The sequence below is a fragment of the Pseudomonas sp. R38(2017) genome (assembly GCF_002112395.1).
Lineage (GTDB): Bacteria > Pseudomonadota > Gammaproteobacteria > Pseudomonadales > Pseudomonadaceae > Aquipseudomonas.
On sequence record NZ_NEHN01000014.1, the window covers coordinates 50,066 to 63,328 of the forward strand.

A 13,263-nucleotide genomic window follows, 5' to 3' on the forward strand; every position below is an offset into this window, starting at 1 on the left:
GCATATGCGTTGGCCTTTTTTATTGCCTGCGGTTCACTCGCCTGTAGACACCACACTCTCCAACCGATACCCATACCCATAAATCGTCAGCAACTGCCAACCCCTGTCTGCTGTCAGCCCGAGCTTGTTACGCAGCCGATAGATATGAGTATCCAGTGGTCGTGACAAGGCCATTTCTTCATGGGGCCAGAACCTTTCGTATAGATAGTCCCGTGACAACGGCCGGCCCAGATTACTGAACAGGCAATGCGCGAGCCGATACTCACGCTCGGTCATCATGATCGGTTTGCCTTCGCGGGTGACGGTCAGTTCGGCGTCATCGAACACCAGATCGTTGAAACGCAGAACGTTGGCGACTGATGGGCGCTGATGGCTGTGTCGACGCAGCACGGCGGTGACACGGGCCTTCAACTCGTTAGGACGAAAGGGCTTGCTGACGTAATCGTCGGCGCCGGCATTCAGGGCCTGGACGATATCGCTTTCGCCGTCGCGGCTGGTCAGCATGATGGCGGCCGGCGGGGCTTCCATGTGCTCGCGGGTCCAGCGCAGCAACGACAGGCCGGTGAGGTCGGGAAGCTGCCAGTCGAGGATCAGCAGGTCGAAGGTTTCCCGGCGCAGTTGTCGCAGCAGGTCTTCTCCGCGTTCGAAACTGTGCAGCGACCAGGGCTGTTCGCCGGCCTCGGCCATTTGTTGCAGGGTCTGCTCGACCCGGCGCAGTTCGGCGGGTTCATCGTCCAGTATCGCAACGCGCATACGCGGGATTCCTTGTCGCTTGGGTAATGGGGGGTCGACACCGGCGGTTCGACCAAAGCAGTGAAAGTAAGCGGCACGCCGTGGGGTGAGCCGCTATGATTCTTCGGGTCCACGTCCTCAGACCTGTCGCCTATGAAACCATTCAACCCGCCCTGCCCTGTTTTCCATGATTAACCGACGCCGCCACGAAAGCCGTGTGCAAAGTCAGGTTCAACGCCTGTTTCGGCAACTGGTGCGCGAGTGGGTGTGGATAAGTCTAGTGCTGTTGCCGCTGACTGCATTGTTGTCCTGGCGTGCGCAGATCAATCTGCATGATCCGGCGCCAGTCAGTGGCGCACTGCTGTCTACCGCGCTGGTGGCCATCGTACTGGGGTTATTGCTGTGGCGACCGCGTCTGGCGCTCTGGCTCACGCTGATCGGCATGGTTGGCGTGCTGCTGACCAGTGCCGGCCTGGCAGAAATCCAGCGTTGGTGGTCGCCCACGCCGGCCGTGCTGGGAATGCTGTTCGGTTATCTGATCTGGAACTGGCGACGTCTGAGTGTCGTGCTGACCTACTTCGGCTGGGAGTTGTCCCGGCTGGACGATGAACCGAAGGTGTTCCCCGAGCGTCGCCGTACCCAATTTGCCAGTGGCGACCGACTGCAGGGCCAGATCATGGCCCTTGAACAGGCCATGAGCCGCACGCGTGACACCCGTCGCTTCATCGCCGATGGTCTGGAGTATCTGCCGGTCGCGACCCTGATCAGTGATCCCAAAGGTCAGATCCTGTTGGGCAACCGCAAGGCGCGTGACTTGTTCGGCAGTGATCTGGTCGGTGATGAAGTCCTCGATCGATTGGCGCGTCTTGGCTATCCGGATTTATCCACAGCGTCGCACCCACTGTTGTCCGACCTGCCCCTAGTGGAGTTTCGTGATCACAAGGAGCGCAGTTTGCGGCTGGAACGCGCAGCATTGTTACCGGTGGACGGCGACACACCGATTGGCTGGCTGCTAAGCCTTACCGATCTGAGCGCCGAGCGTGCCGCCGAAGAACAGCGCGGCGTGCTGCTGCGTTTTCTGTCCCATGACCTGCGTGCGCCACATTCGGCGATCCTCGCTCTGCTCGATGTCCATCGACATCAGGCCGGGACCGATTCGCCGTTGTTCGAGCAGATTGAACGCCAGGTACGTCGGGCGCTGGAGCTGACCGATGGTTTCGTGCTGCTGGCGCGGGCCGAATCCAAGGCCTATCAGTTCCAGCCGAGTCTGTTTGCGATGTTGGTGATGGACGTGTTGGATCAGGCTCTGCCCATTGCCCAGCAAAAGTGTATCGAGCTGCTGAACGATATGGATGAACAATCCCAGGAACGTCTGGTGCTGGCGGACCAGGGCTTGCTGACCCGTGCGCTGTTCAATCTGTTGGAAAACGCGATCAAGTACAGCCCGAACGGGTCAACGGTTCGGTTGCGCGTTCGTTGCCACGATGACTGGCTGCACTGCGAACTGACCGATCAGGGCAAAGGCATTGCGGCTGAAGAACTACCTGATCTGTTCAGCCAATATAGGCGCTTTTCTTCCGCCAAGGGCATCGATGGCGTGGGGCTGGGGTTATCGATGGTCAAGGCCGTGGTGGATCACCATGGTGGGCGGATCGAATGCATCAGCGTCATCGATCAGGGCACCACATTCCGTCTTGAACTGCCGCTGATCGCCGAGGAGCAGGCATAAAAAAACCGGCTATATCAGCCGGCTTTCTTACTTCCGAAAAAAACTTATGCACCTTTTACGGTTTTTTGTCAGCTTCGGAAATATATATAAAAATCAGTCACTTAATTGATTTTTTCGAAATATTGCCAACAAACCGTACACAGGTTATCCACAAAATTCAGACAGTCACCTGATCGTTGGCTGCCGGGGCTTGTGGTGCCGGTGGCAACGAACCCATTTCCCGTTGAGCCTGCTCGTTCCAGGCCTGCACCCGGTCGTTCAGATCGGCGATGGCGCGGGGGCCGGACCCTTCGGCATACATCGGTTCACCGATGACTACGGTAATCACGCCCTGCTTTTTACCCCAGCCGATTTTCGGCCAGAACTTGCCGGCATTGTGCGCAATCGGCAGCACCGGAAGCGCCGCATTCACCGCCAATGCGCTGCCACTGCGGGAAAACTTGCCGATGGTGCCGTGGGGAACGCGAGTGCCTTCGGGGAAGATCAGCACCCAGACATTGTCCTTGAGCAGCTCATCACCCTTTGTCGCAACTTGCTTGAGCGCAGCTTTCGGGTTGTCGCGATCAATGGCGATCGGCCGCAGCATGGCCATCGCCCAGCCGAAGAACGGCACGTACAGCAATTCGCGCTTGAGCACCTGGCTCAAGGGCGAGAAATAAGCGGAGAGAAAGAACGTCTCCCAGGTGCTCTGGTGGTTCGATTGAATCACGCAGGGACGGTCAGGCACGTTTTCTGCGCCTTTGACTTCGTAACGGATGTCGAGGAACACCTTGGTCAACCACAAGGCGCAACGGCACCAGTACACGTTGATGAAACGATAGCGCGCCTTGAACGGCAGAAAGGGCGCGATAAAAAAGCTCAGGCTGCACCACAGCAGAGCGGTGGTGCCCAGTAGCAGGTAAAAGAGGAAGATTCTGATGGCCTGCAGTATCGACATGGCGACGTTTACCGTTACGGGCGATGCCCGACTGTTCAAGCGCACTCCCGATCAATCCCTGGTCAGGAACTTCAGAAGTACTCTAGTTGTGGATAAGTTCTGCGGCAATCGCCGCGAGATCGTCAAAAATCAGGGTGCCCACCGGCAAGGTCTTGGCCTGAGTCTTTTCGCCTTTCCCGGTCTTTACCAAAACGGGCTGTGAATCGACGGCTTTGGCGGCCTCCAGGTCACCAAGGCTGTCGCCGACAAACCAGACATTTGTCAGCGCGACGTTGTAATGCTGCGCGATGGTTTTCAACATCCCCGGTTTCGGCTTGCGGCAGTCGCAACCCTCATCCGGCCCATGCGGGCAATACACGATCAGCCCGACTTCACCGCCCTGCTCCGCCACCAGCGTGCGCAGGCGCGCGTGCATGGCGTCGAGGGTGGCGAGGTCATAGTAGCCGCGAGCAATGCCTGACTGGTTGGTGGCGACCGCCACCGTCCAGCCGGCTTTGCTCAACTGCGCAATCGCTTCGATCGAGCCGGGTAACGGAATCCACTCCTCCACCGACTTGATGTAAGCGTCGGAGTCGTAATTGATCACTCCGTCCCGATCGAGAATCAGCAGTTTCAACAGCAATCCCTCAACCCAGCAGCGAAATGTCGGCAACGCCCAGGAACAGGCCACGCAGACGCGCCAGCAGCGCGTAACGGTTGGCCCGCACATTGGCGTCTTCGGCATTGACCATCACCGCGTCGAAGAACGCGTCCACCGGCTCGCGCAGGGCGGCCAGACGGGCCAGCGATTCGTTGTACTGACGCGCCGCTGCCATTGGCTGTACAGCCTGGTCCGCTTGCTGGATCGCCGAGTACAGCGAGAACTCGTTGGCGTTGTCGAAGTACTTGGCCTGAACGTCGGTCGGCACGGAGCCTTCGACTTTGCTCAGCAGGTTCGACACACGCTTGTTCACCGCCGCCAGCGCTGCCGCTTCCGGCAGTTTGCGGAAGGCCTGAACCGCTTGCACACGTTGGTCGAAGTCCAGCGCCGAACCCGGCTTCAGGGCACGAACCGACAGGTAGGTGGCCACATCCACGCCTTCGTCTTCGTAACGCGCACGCAGACGGTCGAAGATGAATTCCAGCACCGCGTCGTTCAGGCCGGCAGCCTTGACCTTCGCACCGAAGGAGTTCACGGCGAAAGCCACGGCGTCGTTCAGGTCCAGATCCAGTTGTTTCTCGATCAGGATCCGCAGCACGCCCAGTGCCGCACGGCGCAGGGCATACGGGTCCTTGCTGCCGGTCGGCAGCATGCCGATACCGAAGATGCCTACCAGGGTGTCGAGCTTGTCAGCGATGGCCACGGCTGCACCGGTCAGGGTGGCTGGCAGTTCAGCGCCGGCACCGCGCGGCATGTACTGCTCGTTCAGCGCCAGCGCGACGTCTTCCGGCTCGCCGTCATTGAGGGCGTAGTAGTAGCCGGCGACACCTTGCATCTCCGGGAACTCGCCAACCATTTCGGTGGCCAGGTCGCACTTGGACAGCAGGCCTGCGCGGGCAGCCCACGAAGCGTTGCCGCCGATACGTGCGGCGATGTAGGCCGCCAGTTTCGACACGCGCTCGGCCTTGTCGTAGACACTGCCGAGTTTTTCCTGGAACACCACGTTCTGCAGGCGATCGTTGAACGCTTCGAGCTTCTGCTTCTTGTCCTGCTTGAAGAAGAACTCGGCGTCGGTGAGGCGTGGGCGAACCACCTTCTCGTTACCGGCGATGATCTGCTGCGGGTCTTTGGATTCGATGTTGGCCACGGTGATGAAGCGTGGCAGCAACTTGCCGTCGGCATCCAGCAGGCAGAAGTACTTCTGGTTGTCCTGCATGGTGGTGATCAGCGCTTCCTGCGGCACGTCGAGGAAACGTTCCTCGAACGAGCACACCAGCGGCACTGGCCACTCGACCAGCGCAGTCACTTCGTCGAGCAGCGCCGGTGGCACGATGGCAGTGCCTTCCTGACGGGTCGCCAGCTCTTCGGTGCGCTTGCTGATGATCTCGCGACGCTCGTTGGCGTCGGCCAGCACGTAAGCGGCACGCAGGTCGGCCAGGTAGCTCGACGGCGAACCGATGCGCACGCTTTGCGGGTGGTGGAAACGATGGCCACGGGACTCACGGCCAGCCTTCTGAGCGAGGATCGTGCAGTCGATGACCTGGTCGCCGAGCAGCATCACCAGCCACTGGGTCGGACGTACGAACTCTTCCTTGCGCGCACCCCAACGCATGCGTTTCGGGATCGGCAGGTCGTTCAGCGAGTCTTCGACGATGGTCGGCAGCAGACTTGCAGTCGGCTTGCCCACAATGTTCTGGCTGTAGCGCAGTTTCGGACCGCTCTGGTCGATTTCGCTCAGCTCGACGCCGCACTTCTTGGCAAAGCCCAGTGCCGCTTGAGTCGGGTTGCCTTCGGCATCGAACGCGGCCTGACGTGGCGGGCCGTCGAGGTTGATGCTGCGATCCGGCTGCTGGGTCGCCAGCGCAGTGATCAGCACGGCCAGACGACGCGGCGCGGCGTAGACGGTTTTGGTCTCGTAGTTCAGGCCGGCAGCCTGCAGGCCCTTGTCGATACCGGCGAGGAACGCTTCGGCCAGGGTGTTCAGGGCTTTGGGTGGCAGTTCTTCGGTGCCCAGTTCAACCAGAAAATCTTGAGCACTCATTGTGCAGCCTCCAGCTTGGCCAGTACTTCGTCACGCAGGTCCGGGGTTGCCATCGGGAAGCCCAGCTTGGCGCGGGCCAGCAGGTAGGCTTGGGCGACGGAACGCGCCAGGGTGCGAACGCGCAGAATGTATTGCTGACGCGCAGTCACCGAGATCGCCCGGCGTGCGTCCAGCAGGTTGAAGGTGTGCGAGGCCTTCAGGACCATTTCGTAGCTTGGCAACGGCAGCGGCTGGTCGAGCTCGATCAGGCGCTTGGCTTCGCTTTCGTAGAAATCGAACAGTTCGAACAGCTTGTCGACGTTGGCGTGTTCGAAGTTGTAGGTGGACTGCTCCACTTCGTTCTGGTGGAACACGTCGCCGTAGGTCACTCTGCCGAACGGACCGTCAGCCCAGACCAGGTCGTAGACCGAATCCACGCCCTGCAGGTACATGGCCAGACGCTCCAGACCATAGGTGATCTCGCCGGTCACCGGGTAGCACTCGATGCCGCCCGCCTGCTGGAAGTAAGTGAACTGAGTCACTTCCATGCCGTTCAGCCAGACTTCCCAGCCCAGACCCCAGGCGCCGAGGGTCGGCGATTCCCAGTTGTCTTCGACGAAGCGGATGTCGTGGACCAGCGGGTCCAGGCCGACATGCTTGAGGGAGCCCAGGTACAGTTCCTGGAAGTTGTCCGGGTTCGGCTTCAGGACTACCTGGAACTGGTAGTAGTGCTGCAGACGGTTCGGGTTTTCGCCGTAACGGCCGTCAGTCGGACGGCGGCTTGGCTGTACATAAGCGGCGTTCCAGGTTTCCGGGCCGATGGCACGCAGGAATGTCGCGGTGTGGAAAGTGCCGGCGCCTACTTCCATATCGTAGGGCTGAAGTACCACACAACCTTGCTCGGCCCAGTATTGCTGGAGCGCGAGGATCAAGTCTTGGAAGGTACGCACGGCTGGCGTAGGCTGGCTCACGAAATTCACCTGTTTCTTGGGCTGCGATTTAAAGAGCGGGAGTATACCCGATTCAGTCGCACCTCCACCCCCTGGAGCCTTATGCCACGCTGCTTTTGGTGCAACGAAGATCCGCTGTACATGGCTTACCACGATCAGGAGTGGGGTACGCCGCTACGCGATGCGCAGGGATTGTTCGAGTTGCTTTTGCTCGAAGGGTTCCAGGCCGGGCTTTCGTGGATCACCGTGCTGCGCAAGCGCGAGCGATATCGCGAGGTGTTGTACGGCTTCGACGTACAACGAGTGGCGCAGATGAGCGACGCGGAAATCGATGACTTGATGCTCGATCCGGGGATCATCCGCAACCGTCTCAAGCTCAATGCCGCCCGGCGCAACGCCCAGGCCTGGCTGGCGCTGGAAGATCCGGTGGCCTTCCTCTGGTCGTTTGTGGATAACCGACCGGTGATCAATCATTTCAAGGATCGCAGCGAAGTCCCGGCCATCACCCCGCAAGCCGTGGCCATGAGCAAAGGCCTGAAAAAGGCCGGTTTCACCTTCGTCGGCCCGACCATTTGCTACGCGCTGATGCAGGCTTCTGGCATGGTCATGGATCACACTCAGGACTGCGACCGCTACGCGCAGCTCGTCAACGCCGGTTAGAATGGCCGCCTCGCGCACAGCACAAGATCAGGAGTGACCTGTGGAAAAGTTTAAAGGCGCCATGCTGGTTGGCGCTCTGCGGCTGTTTGCCCTGCTTCCGTGGCGGGCCGTGCAGGCCGTGGGTTCGGCGATCGGCTGGATCATGTGGAAAACCCCCAACCGTTCCCGCGACGTGGTGCGGATCAACCTCGCCAAATGTTTTCCACAGATGGATCCGGCCGAACGTGAGCGTCTGGTCGGCCAGAGCCTGAAAGACATCGGCAAGTCCCTGACCGAAAGCGCCTGCGCCTGGATCTGGCCGGCCCAGCGTTCCATCGACCTGGTGCGCGAAGTCGAAGGCCTCGACATCCTCAAGGATGCGCTGGCGTCGGGCAAAGGCGTGGTCGGCATCACCAGCCACCTGGGCAACTGGGAAGTGCTCAACCACTTCTATTGCAGCCAGTGCAAACCGATCATTTTCTATCGCCCGCCGAAGCTCAAGGCTGTGGATGAATTGCTGCGCAAGCAGCGGGTGCAACTGGGCAACCGCGTGGCGGCGTCGACCAAGGAAGGCATCCTCAGTGTCATCAAGGAAGTGCGCAAGGGGGGGCAGGTGGGGATTCCCGCAGACCCGGAGCCGGCCGAATCCGCCGGGATCTTCGTGCCGTTCTTCGCGACCCAGGCCCTGACCAGCAAGTTCGTGCCGAACATGCTCGCTGGCGGCAAGGCCGTCGGGGTATTCCTGCATGCCCTGCGTCTGCCGGACGGTTCTGGCTACAAGGTGATTCTGGAAGCGGCGCCGGAAGCCATGTACAGCACCGACACCGAAACCTCCTGCGCAGCGATGAGTCAGGTGGTCGAGCGTTATGTGGCGGCGTATCCGAGCCAGTACATGTGGAGCATGAAACGCTTCAAGAAGCGTCCGCCGGGTGAGGCGCGCTGGTACTGATCGGCGATGGGCAATTGTGGATAACCTGACAAAACGGGTTATCCACAGCCGTCACGGCTTCTGCCGTTCGAGCTTCTTCAGAAACACCGTCATTTCCTTCTCCGCCTGCTTGTCGCCATGGGCCCGGGCCGCTTCCAGACCTTGCTCCCATGCCTGCCGCGCAGACGCCAGATCCCCCAGCGCCAAGTGTGCCTTACCCAACAGTTTCCACGCTGCCGAGTACTTCGGATCGAAGCCGACGCAACGCTGAAAATGCTCGGCCGCCTTCGCGTTCTCTCCCAGATCCAGATAACCCTTGCCCAGACCGAAGCGCAGCAGCGAGTTATCCACACCCTTGGCGAGCATTTTTTCCAGGGATTCGATCATCGCTCTCGCCTCTTGGTCGGTCAGAAGAAACTCAGGCCCACGTGGAACAGCTTCTCCACATCGCGAATATGCTTTTTATCCACAAGGAACAGGATCACATGGTCGCCGGCAGCGATCACCGTGTCGTCGTGGGCGATGATCACTTCTTCATCACGGATGATTGCGCCGATGGTGGTTCCGGGAGGCAGGGCGATGTTCTCGATGGCCTTGCCGATAACCTTGCTGGACTTCGAATCACCATGGGCCACCGCTTCGATCGCTTCCGCCGCGCCACGGCGCAACGAGTGCACGCTGACGATGTCGCCCCGACGCACGTGGGCCAGCAAGGTACCGATGGTCGCCAGTTGCGGGCTGATGGCGATGTCGATGTCGCCACCCTGGATCAGGTCGACGTAGGCCGGGTTGTTGATGATCGTCATCACCTTCTTCGCACCCAGACGCTTGGCCAGCAGCGACGACATGATGTTGGCTTCGTCGTCGTTGGTCAGCGCGAGGAAAATGTCCGCGTCAGCGATGTTCTCCTCCAGCAGCAGGTCGCGATCTGAAGCGCTGCCCTGCAACACCACGGTGCTGTCGAGGGTATCGGAGAGATAACGGCAGCGTGCCGGGTTCATCTCGATGATCTTCACCTGATAGCGGCTTTCGATGGCCTCGGCCAGGCGCTCACCGATCTGGCCGCCGCCGGCGATAACGATGCGCTTGTAGGTTTCGTCGAGACGGCGCATTTCGCTCATTACCGCGCGAATGTTCTCACGGGCGGCGATGAAGAAGACTTCGTCGTCGGCCTCGATCACCGTGTCACCCTGAGGAAGAATCGGACGGTCACGACGGAAAATCGCCGCCACCCGGGTTTCCACATTCGGCATGTGTTCACGCAACTGACGCAATTGCTGCCCCACCAGCGGCCCACCGTAATAGGCGCGCACCGCCACCAGTTGCGCCTGGCCTTCGGAGAAGTCGATCACCTGCAAGGCGCCGGGATGCTGGATCAGACGCTTGATGTAGTTGGTGACCACTTGCTCGGGGCTGATCAGCACGTCGACCGGAATCGCTTCGTTCTGGAACAGTTGCTCCTCGCGGGTCAGGTACGAGGCTTCGCGTACCCGGGCGATCTTGGTCGGGGTGTGGAACAGGGTGTGGGCAACCTGGCAGGCGACCATGTTGGTTTCGTCACTGTTGGTCACCGCCACCAGCATGTCGGCGTCGTCGGCACCGGCCTGACGCAGCACGGTCGGCAGCGAGCCACGGCCCTGAACGGTGCGGATATCGAGACGGTCGCCAAGGTCGCGCAGACGGTCGCCATCGGTGTCGACCACGGTGATGTCGTTGGCTTCGCTGGCCAGATGTTCAGCCAGCGAACCGCCGACCTGCCCTGCACCGAGGATGATGATTTTCATCCAGTCACTCCATTGAATCCGTTTAGCCGCGCGCGGCAGCGATCTTGATCAGCTTGGCGTAGTAGAACCCGTCATGCCCGCCCTGCTGGGCCAGCAATTGGCGACCATGGGGCTGCTTGATCCCGGCTGCGGTGGCCAGATCCAGTTCCCGGGCACCTGGCGTGCGCTCAAGGAATGCGCCGATGACTTCGGTGTTCTCGGTCGGCAAGGTCGAGCAGGTGGCATACAGCAGGATGCCGCCCACTTCGAGGGTTTTCCACATCGCGTCGAGCAACTCGCCTTGCAGTTGTGCGAGGGCGACGATGTCGTCGGCCTGACGGGTCAGCTTGATGTCTGGATGGCGGCGGATCACCCCGGTGGCCGAGCACGGCGCGTCGAGCAGGATGCGCTGGAACGGTTTGCCGTCCCACCATGCCGCCGTGTCGCGACCGTCGGCGGCGATCAGTTCGGCGTTCAGACCGAGGCGTTCGAGGTTTTCTTTCACCCGCACCAGACGCTTGGCTTCCAGGTCCACCGCGACCACACCGGCCAGTGCCGGTTCGGCTTCGAGGATGTGGCAGGTCTTGCCGCCCGGTGCACAGCAGGCGTCCAGCACTCGTTGGCCCGGCGCGAGATCAAGAAGGTCTGCGGCCAGTTGCGCGGCTTCGTCCTGCACGCTGATCCAGCCCTCGGCGAAACCCGGGAGGCTGCGCACGTCAGCGGCGGCGTCGAGGACGATGCCGTCGCGGCTGAAGGTGCACGGCTGCGCGGCGATGCCCGCTTCAGTCAGCAGACCGAGGTAGGCGTCACGGCTGTGATGACGGCGGTTGACCCGCAGGATCATCGGCGGATGCGCGTTGTTGGCCTCGCAGATCGCTTCCCATTGCTCAGGCCAGAATGCTTTCAGGGATTTTTGTAGCCAGCGCGGGTGGGCGGTGCGCACCACCGGGTCGCGTTCCAGTTCGGCGAAGATCGCCTCACTTTCGCGCTGGGCGCTGCGCAGTACGGCGTTGAGCAGGCCTTTGGCCCACGGCTTTTTCAGCCTGTCCGCGCAACCGACGGTTTCGCCGATGGCGGCGTGCGGCGGGACGCGGGTGTAGAGCAACTGATAGAGACCGACCAGCAGCAACGCCTCGACATCGGCGTCGGCGGCCTTAAACGGCTTCTGCAGCAGTTTCTCCGCCAGCGCCGACAAACGTGGCTGCCAGCGGGCGGTGCCGAACGCCAGATCCTGGGTGAAACCGCGATCGCGATCCTCGACCTTGTCCAGTTGCGTCGGCAGAGAGCTGTTGAGCGAAGCCTTGCCGCCCAGGACGGCGGCGAGTGCCTTGGCGGCAGCCAGACGCGGGTTCATTGCGCGTCCACCGTTGCGCCCAGCACGGTGCCGGTGGCGAATTTCTCACGACGGCTGTTGAACAGATCGCTGAAGTTCAGCGCCTTGCCGCCGGGCAATTGCAAGCGGGTCAGGCACAGCGCCTGTTCGCCACAGGCGACGAGCAGACCGTCCTTGCTGGCGCCGAGGATGGTGCCCGGTGCGCCTTTGCCTTCGGCCAGTGTCGCCGCCAGCACTTTAAGTGCTTCGCCGTTGAGCGTGCTGTGGGTGATCGGCCATGGATTGAAGGCGCGGACCAGACGTTCCAGCTCGACGGCCGGACGGCTCCAGTCGATGCGCGCTTCGTCCTTGTTCAGTTTGTGCGCGTAGGTGGCGAGGTCGTCGTTCTGCACTTCGCCTTCCAGGGTGCCAGCGGCCAGACCGGCAATCGCTTGCACGACGGCTGGCGGGCCCATCTCGGCGAGACGGTCGTGGAGGCTGCCACCGGTGTCTTCGGCGCTGATCGGGGTGACGACCTTGAGCAGCATCGGCCCGGTATCGAGGCCCGCTTCCATGCGCATCACGGTCACGCCGCTTTCGGCATCGCCCGCTTCCACGGCGCGCTGGATTGGCGCCGCACCACGCCAGCGTGGCAGCAGCGAGGCGTGGCTGTTGATGCAACCCAGGCGCGGAATATCCAGCACCACTTGCGGCAGGATCAGGCCGTAGGCGACCACCACCATCAAGTCAGGCTTGAGAGCTGCGAGCTCGGCTTGAGCGTCAGCGTTGCGCAGGGTCGGCGGCTGCAACACCTGGATATTGTTTTCCAGAGCGAGCTGTTTGACCGGGCTCGGCATCAGTTTTTGCCCACGACCGGCCGGACGATCCGGTTGGGTGTAGACCGCAACGATCTCGTAAGGGCTGTCCAGCAAGGCCTTGAGGTGTTCGGCGGCGAATTCCGGGGTGCCGGCAAAAACGATGCGCAGTGGCTCAGTCATGGGGGAGTCTCATAAAAAGAAAAAGGCTTGCCGCAGCAAGCCTTTGGAGAGGGGCATCAAGCGTTCTGGCGGTGCTGCTTTTCCAGTTTCTTCTTGATCCGGTCGCGTTTGAGCGTGGACAGGTAATCGACGAACAACTTGCCGTTGAGGTGGTCGCATTCGTGCTGGATGCACACGGCGAGCAGGCCTTCGGCGATCAGTTCGTAAGGCTGGCCGTCACGATCCAGAGCCTTGATCTTGACCTTCTGCGGGCGGTCGACGTTTTCGTAGAAACCCGGCACCGAGAGGCAGCCTTCCTGGTATTGCTCCATTTCGTCGGTCAGCGATTCGAACTCGGGGTTGATGAACACCCGGGGTTCGGTGCGGTCTTCGGAAAGGTCCATCACGACGATACGTTTGTGCACGTTGACCTGGGTCGCGGCAAGGCCGATGCCCGGCGCTTCATACATTGTTTCAAACATGTCATCGACCAGCTGACGCACTTCGTCGTCCACTACAGCCACAGGTTTGGCGATAGTGCGCAGACGCGGGTCCGGAAATTCGAGGATGTTCAAAATGGCCATAAGCTTGATTGCTGCACGTGTGAGGTAAAGTCGGGCGATGGCCTGGCGGGTC

General features: G+C 61.1%; 13 protein-coding genes. 3 read left to right on the forward strand and 10 right to left on the reverse strand.

Going from position 1 to position 13,263, the window contains the following annotated elements:
• Window positions 1–33 precede the first annotated feature (33 nt).
• Window positions 34–753, reverse strand: coding sequence for a response regulator transcription factor (locus tag CAF87_RS27325; protein WP_085733896.1), 720 nt, complete (start codon window positions 751–753; stop codon window positions 34–36).
• A 166-nt stretch (window positions 754–919) separates the two neighbouring features.
• On the opposite strand from CAF87_RS27325, the gene CAF87_RS27330 reads away from it, so the two are divergent.
• The gene (locus tag CAF87_RS27330) at window positions 920–2,461 is read left to right on the forward strand and encodes a PAS domain-containing sensor histidine kinase (RefSeq protein WP_085733895.1); all 1,542 of its coding nucleotides are present in this window, start codon (window positions 920–922) and stop codon (window positions 2,459–2,461) included.
• Window positions 2,462–2,618: 157 nt separating this feature from the next.
• On the opposite strand, the gene CAF87_RS27335 is transcribed toward CAF87_RS27330, so the two are convergent.
• From CAF87_RS27335 to glyQ, 4 genes are all read right to left on the reverse strand, one after another.
• Window positions 2,619–3,398, reverse strand: a complete 780-nt coding sequence (locus CAF87_RS27335) for a 1-acyl-sn-glycerol-3-phosphate acyltransferase (RefSeq protein ID WP_085733894.1) — start codon at window positions 3,396–3,398, stop codon at window positions 2,619–2,621.
• A gap of 82 nt (window positions 3,399–3,480) precedes the next feature.
• On the reverse strand, window positions 3,481–4,020 hold the full coding sequence (gene gmhB, locus CAF87_RS27340; protein WP_166742338.1) for a D-glycero-beta-D-manno-heptose 1,7-bisphosphate 7-phosphatase: 540 nt from the start codon (window positions 4,018–4,020) through the stop codon (window positions 3,481–3,483).
• A gap of 4 nt (window positions 4,021–4,024) precedes the next feature.
• Window positions 4,025–6,079: a glycine--tRNA ligase subunit beta gene (gene glyS / locus CAF87_RS27345; RefSeq protein ID WP_085733893.1), complete on the reverse strand. Its 2,055-nt coding sequence runs from the start codon at window positions 6,077–6,079 to the stop codon at window positions 4,025–4,027.
• The gene (gene glyQ, locus CAF87_RS27350; RefSeq protein ID WP_085696941.1) at window positions 6,076–7,029 is read right to left on the reverse strand and encodes a glycine--tRNA ligase subunit alpha; all 954 of its coding nucleotides are present in this window, start codon (window positions 7,027–7,029) and stop codon (window positions 6,076–6,078) included. Before glyQ ends, glyS begins: the two co-directional genes overlap by 4 nt.
• An 81-nt stretch (window positions 7,030–7,110) precedes the next feature.
• On the opposite strand from glyQ, the gene tag reads away from it, so the two are divergent.
• Both tag and CAF87_RS27360 read left to right on the forward strand, forming a co-directional pair.
• Window positions 7,111–7,668 (forward strand): DNA-3-methyladenine glycosylase I, encoded by a 558-nt coding sequence (gene tag, locus CAF87_RS27355; protein WP_085713089.1) that lies wholly within the window; start codon window positions 7,111–7,113, stop codon window positions 7,666–7,668.
• A gap of 40 nt (window positions 7,669–7,708) precedes the next feature.
• Complete coding sequence (locus tag CAF87_RS27360) at window positions 7,709–8,596, forward strand: lysophospholipid acyltransferase (RefSeq protein WP_085713088.1); 888 nt, start codon at window positions 7,709–7,711, stop codon at window positions 8,594–8,596.
• Between the two features lie 51 nt (window positions 8,597–8,647).
• Here the strand turns inward: CAF87_RS27360 and CAF87_RS27365 are convergent, their stop codons facing one another.
• From CAF87_RS27365 to def, 5 genes are read right to left on the reverse strand one after another with little or no spacing between them, the layout of a single operon-like run.
• Window positions 8,648–8,962, reverse strand: coding sequence for a tetratricopeptide repeat protein (locus CAF87_RS27365; RefSeq protein WP_085733892.1), 315 nt, complete (start codon window positions 8,960–8,962; stop codon window positions 8,648–8,650).
• 20 nt (window positions 8,963–8,982) lie between these two features.
• Window positions 8,983–10,359: a Trk system potassium transporter TrkA gene (gene trkA / locus CAF87_RS27370; RefSeq protein ID WP_085733891.1), complete on the reverse strand. Its 1,377-nt coding sequence runs from the start codon at window positions 10,357–10,359 to the stop codon at window positions 8,983–8,985.
• Between the two features lie 22 nt (window positions 10,360–10,381).
• Window positions 10,382–11,692 (reverse strand): 16S rRNA (cytosine(967)-C(5))-methyltransferase RsmB, encoded by a 1,311-nt coding sequence (rsmB, locus tag CAF87_RS27375; protein WP_085733890.1) that lies wholly within the window; start codon window positions 11,690–11,692, stop codon window positions 10,382–10,384.
• Complete coding sequence (gene fmt / locus CAF87_RS27380; protein ID WP_085733889.1) at window positions 11,689–12,648, reverse strand: methionyl-tRNA formyltransferase; 960 nt, start codon at window positions 12,646–12,648, stop codon at window positions 11,689–11,691. The genes rsmB and fmt overlap by 4 nt, the downstream gene beginning before the upstream one ends.
• 56 nt (window positions 12,649–12,704) lie before the next feature.
• Window positions 12,705–13,211, reverse strand: a complete 507-nt coding sequence (gene def / locus CAF87_RS27385; protein ID WP_085733888.1) for a peptide deformylase — start codon at window positions 13,209–13,211, stop codon at window positions 12,705–12,707.
• Between the last annotated feature and the right edge of the window lie 52 nt (window positions 13,212–13,263).

Bases quoted from the DNA above. Each gene is read 5' to 3' on its own strand.
- trkA (WP_085733891.1), bottom strand. From the start codon at position 10,359: ATGAAAATCATCATCCTCGGTGCAGGGCAGGTCGGCGGTTCGCTGGCT.
- CAF87_RS27335 (WP_085733894.1), bottom strand. From the start codon at position 3,398: ATGTCGATACTGCAGGCCATCAGAATCTTCCTCTTTTACCTGCTACTG.
- CAF87_RS27325 (WP_085733896.1), bottom strand. From the start codon at position 753: ATGCGCGTTGCGATACTGGACGATGAACCCGCCGAACTGCGCCGGGTC.
- tag (WP_085713089.1), top strand. From the start codon at position 7,111: ATGCCACGCTGCTTTTGGTGCAACGAAGATCCGCTGTACATGGCTTAC.
- CAF87_RS27330 (WP_085733895.1), top strand. From the start codon at position 920: ATGATTAACCGACGCCGCCACGAAAGCCGTGTGCAAAGTCAGGTTCAA.
- fmt (WP_085733889.1), bottom strand. From the start codon at position 12,648: ATGACTGAGCCACTGCGCATCGTTTTTGCCGGCACCCCGGAATTCGCC.
- def (WP_085733888.1), bottom strand. From the start codon at position 13,211: ATGGCCATTTTGAACATCCTCGAATTTCCGGACCCGCGTCTGCGCACT.
- glyS (WP_085733893.1), bottom strand. From the start codon at position 6,079: ATGAGTGCTCAAGATTTTCTGGTTGAACTGGGCACCGAAGAACTGCCA.
- rsmB (WP_085733890.1), bottom strand. From the start codon at position 11,692: ATGAACCCGCGTCTGGCTGCCGCCAAGGCACTCGCCGCCGTCCTGGGC.
- CAF87_RS27365 (WP_085733892.1), bottom strand. From the start codon at position 8,962: ATGATCGAATCCCTGGAAAAAATGCTCGCCAAGGGTGTGGATAACTCG.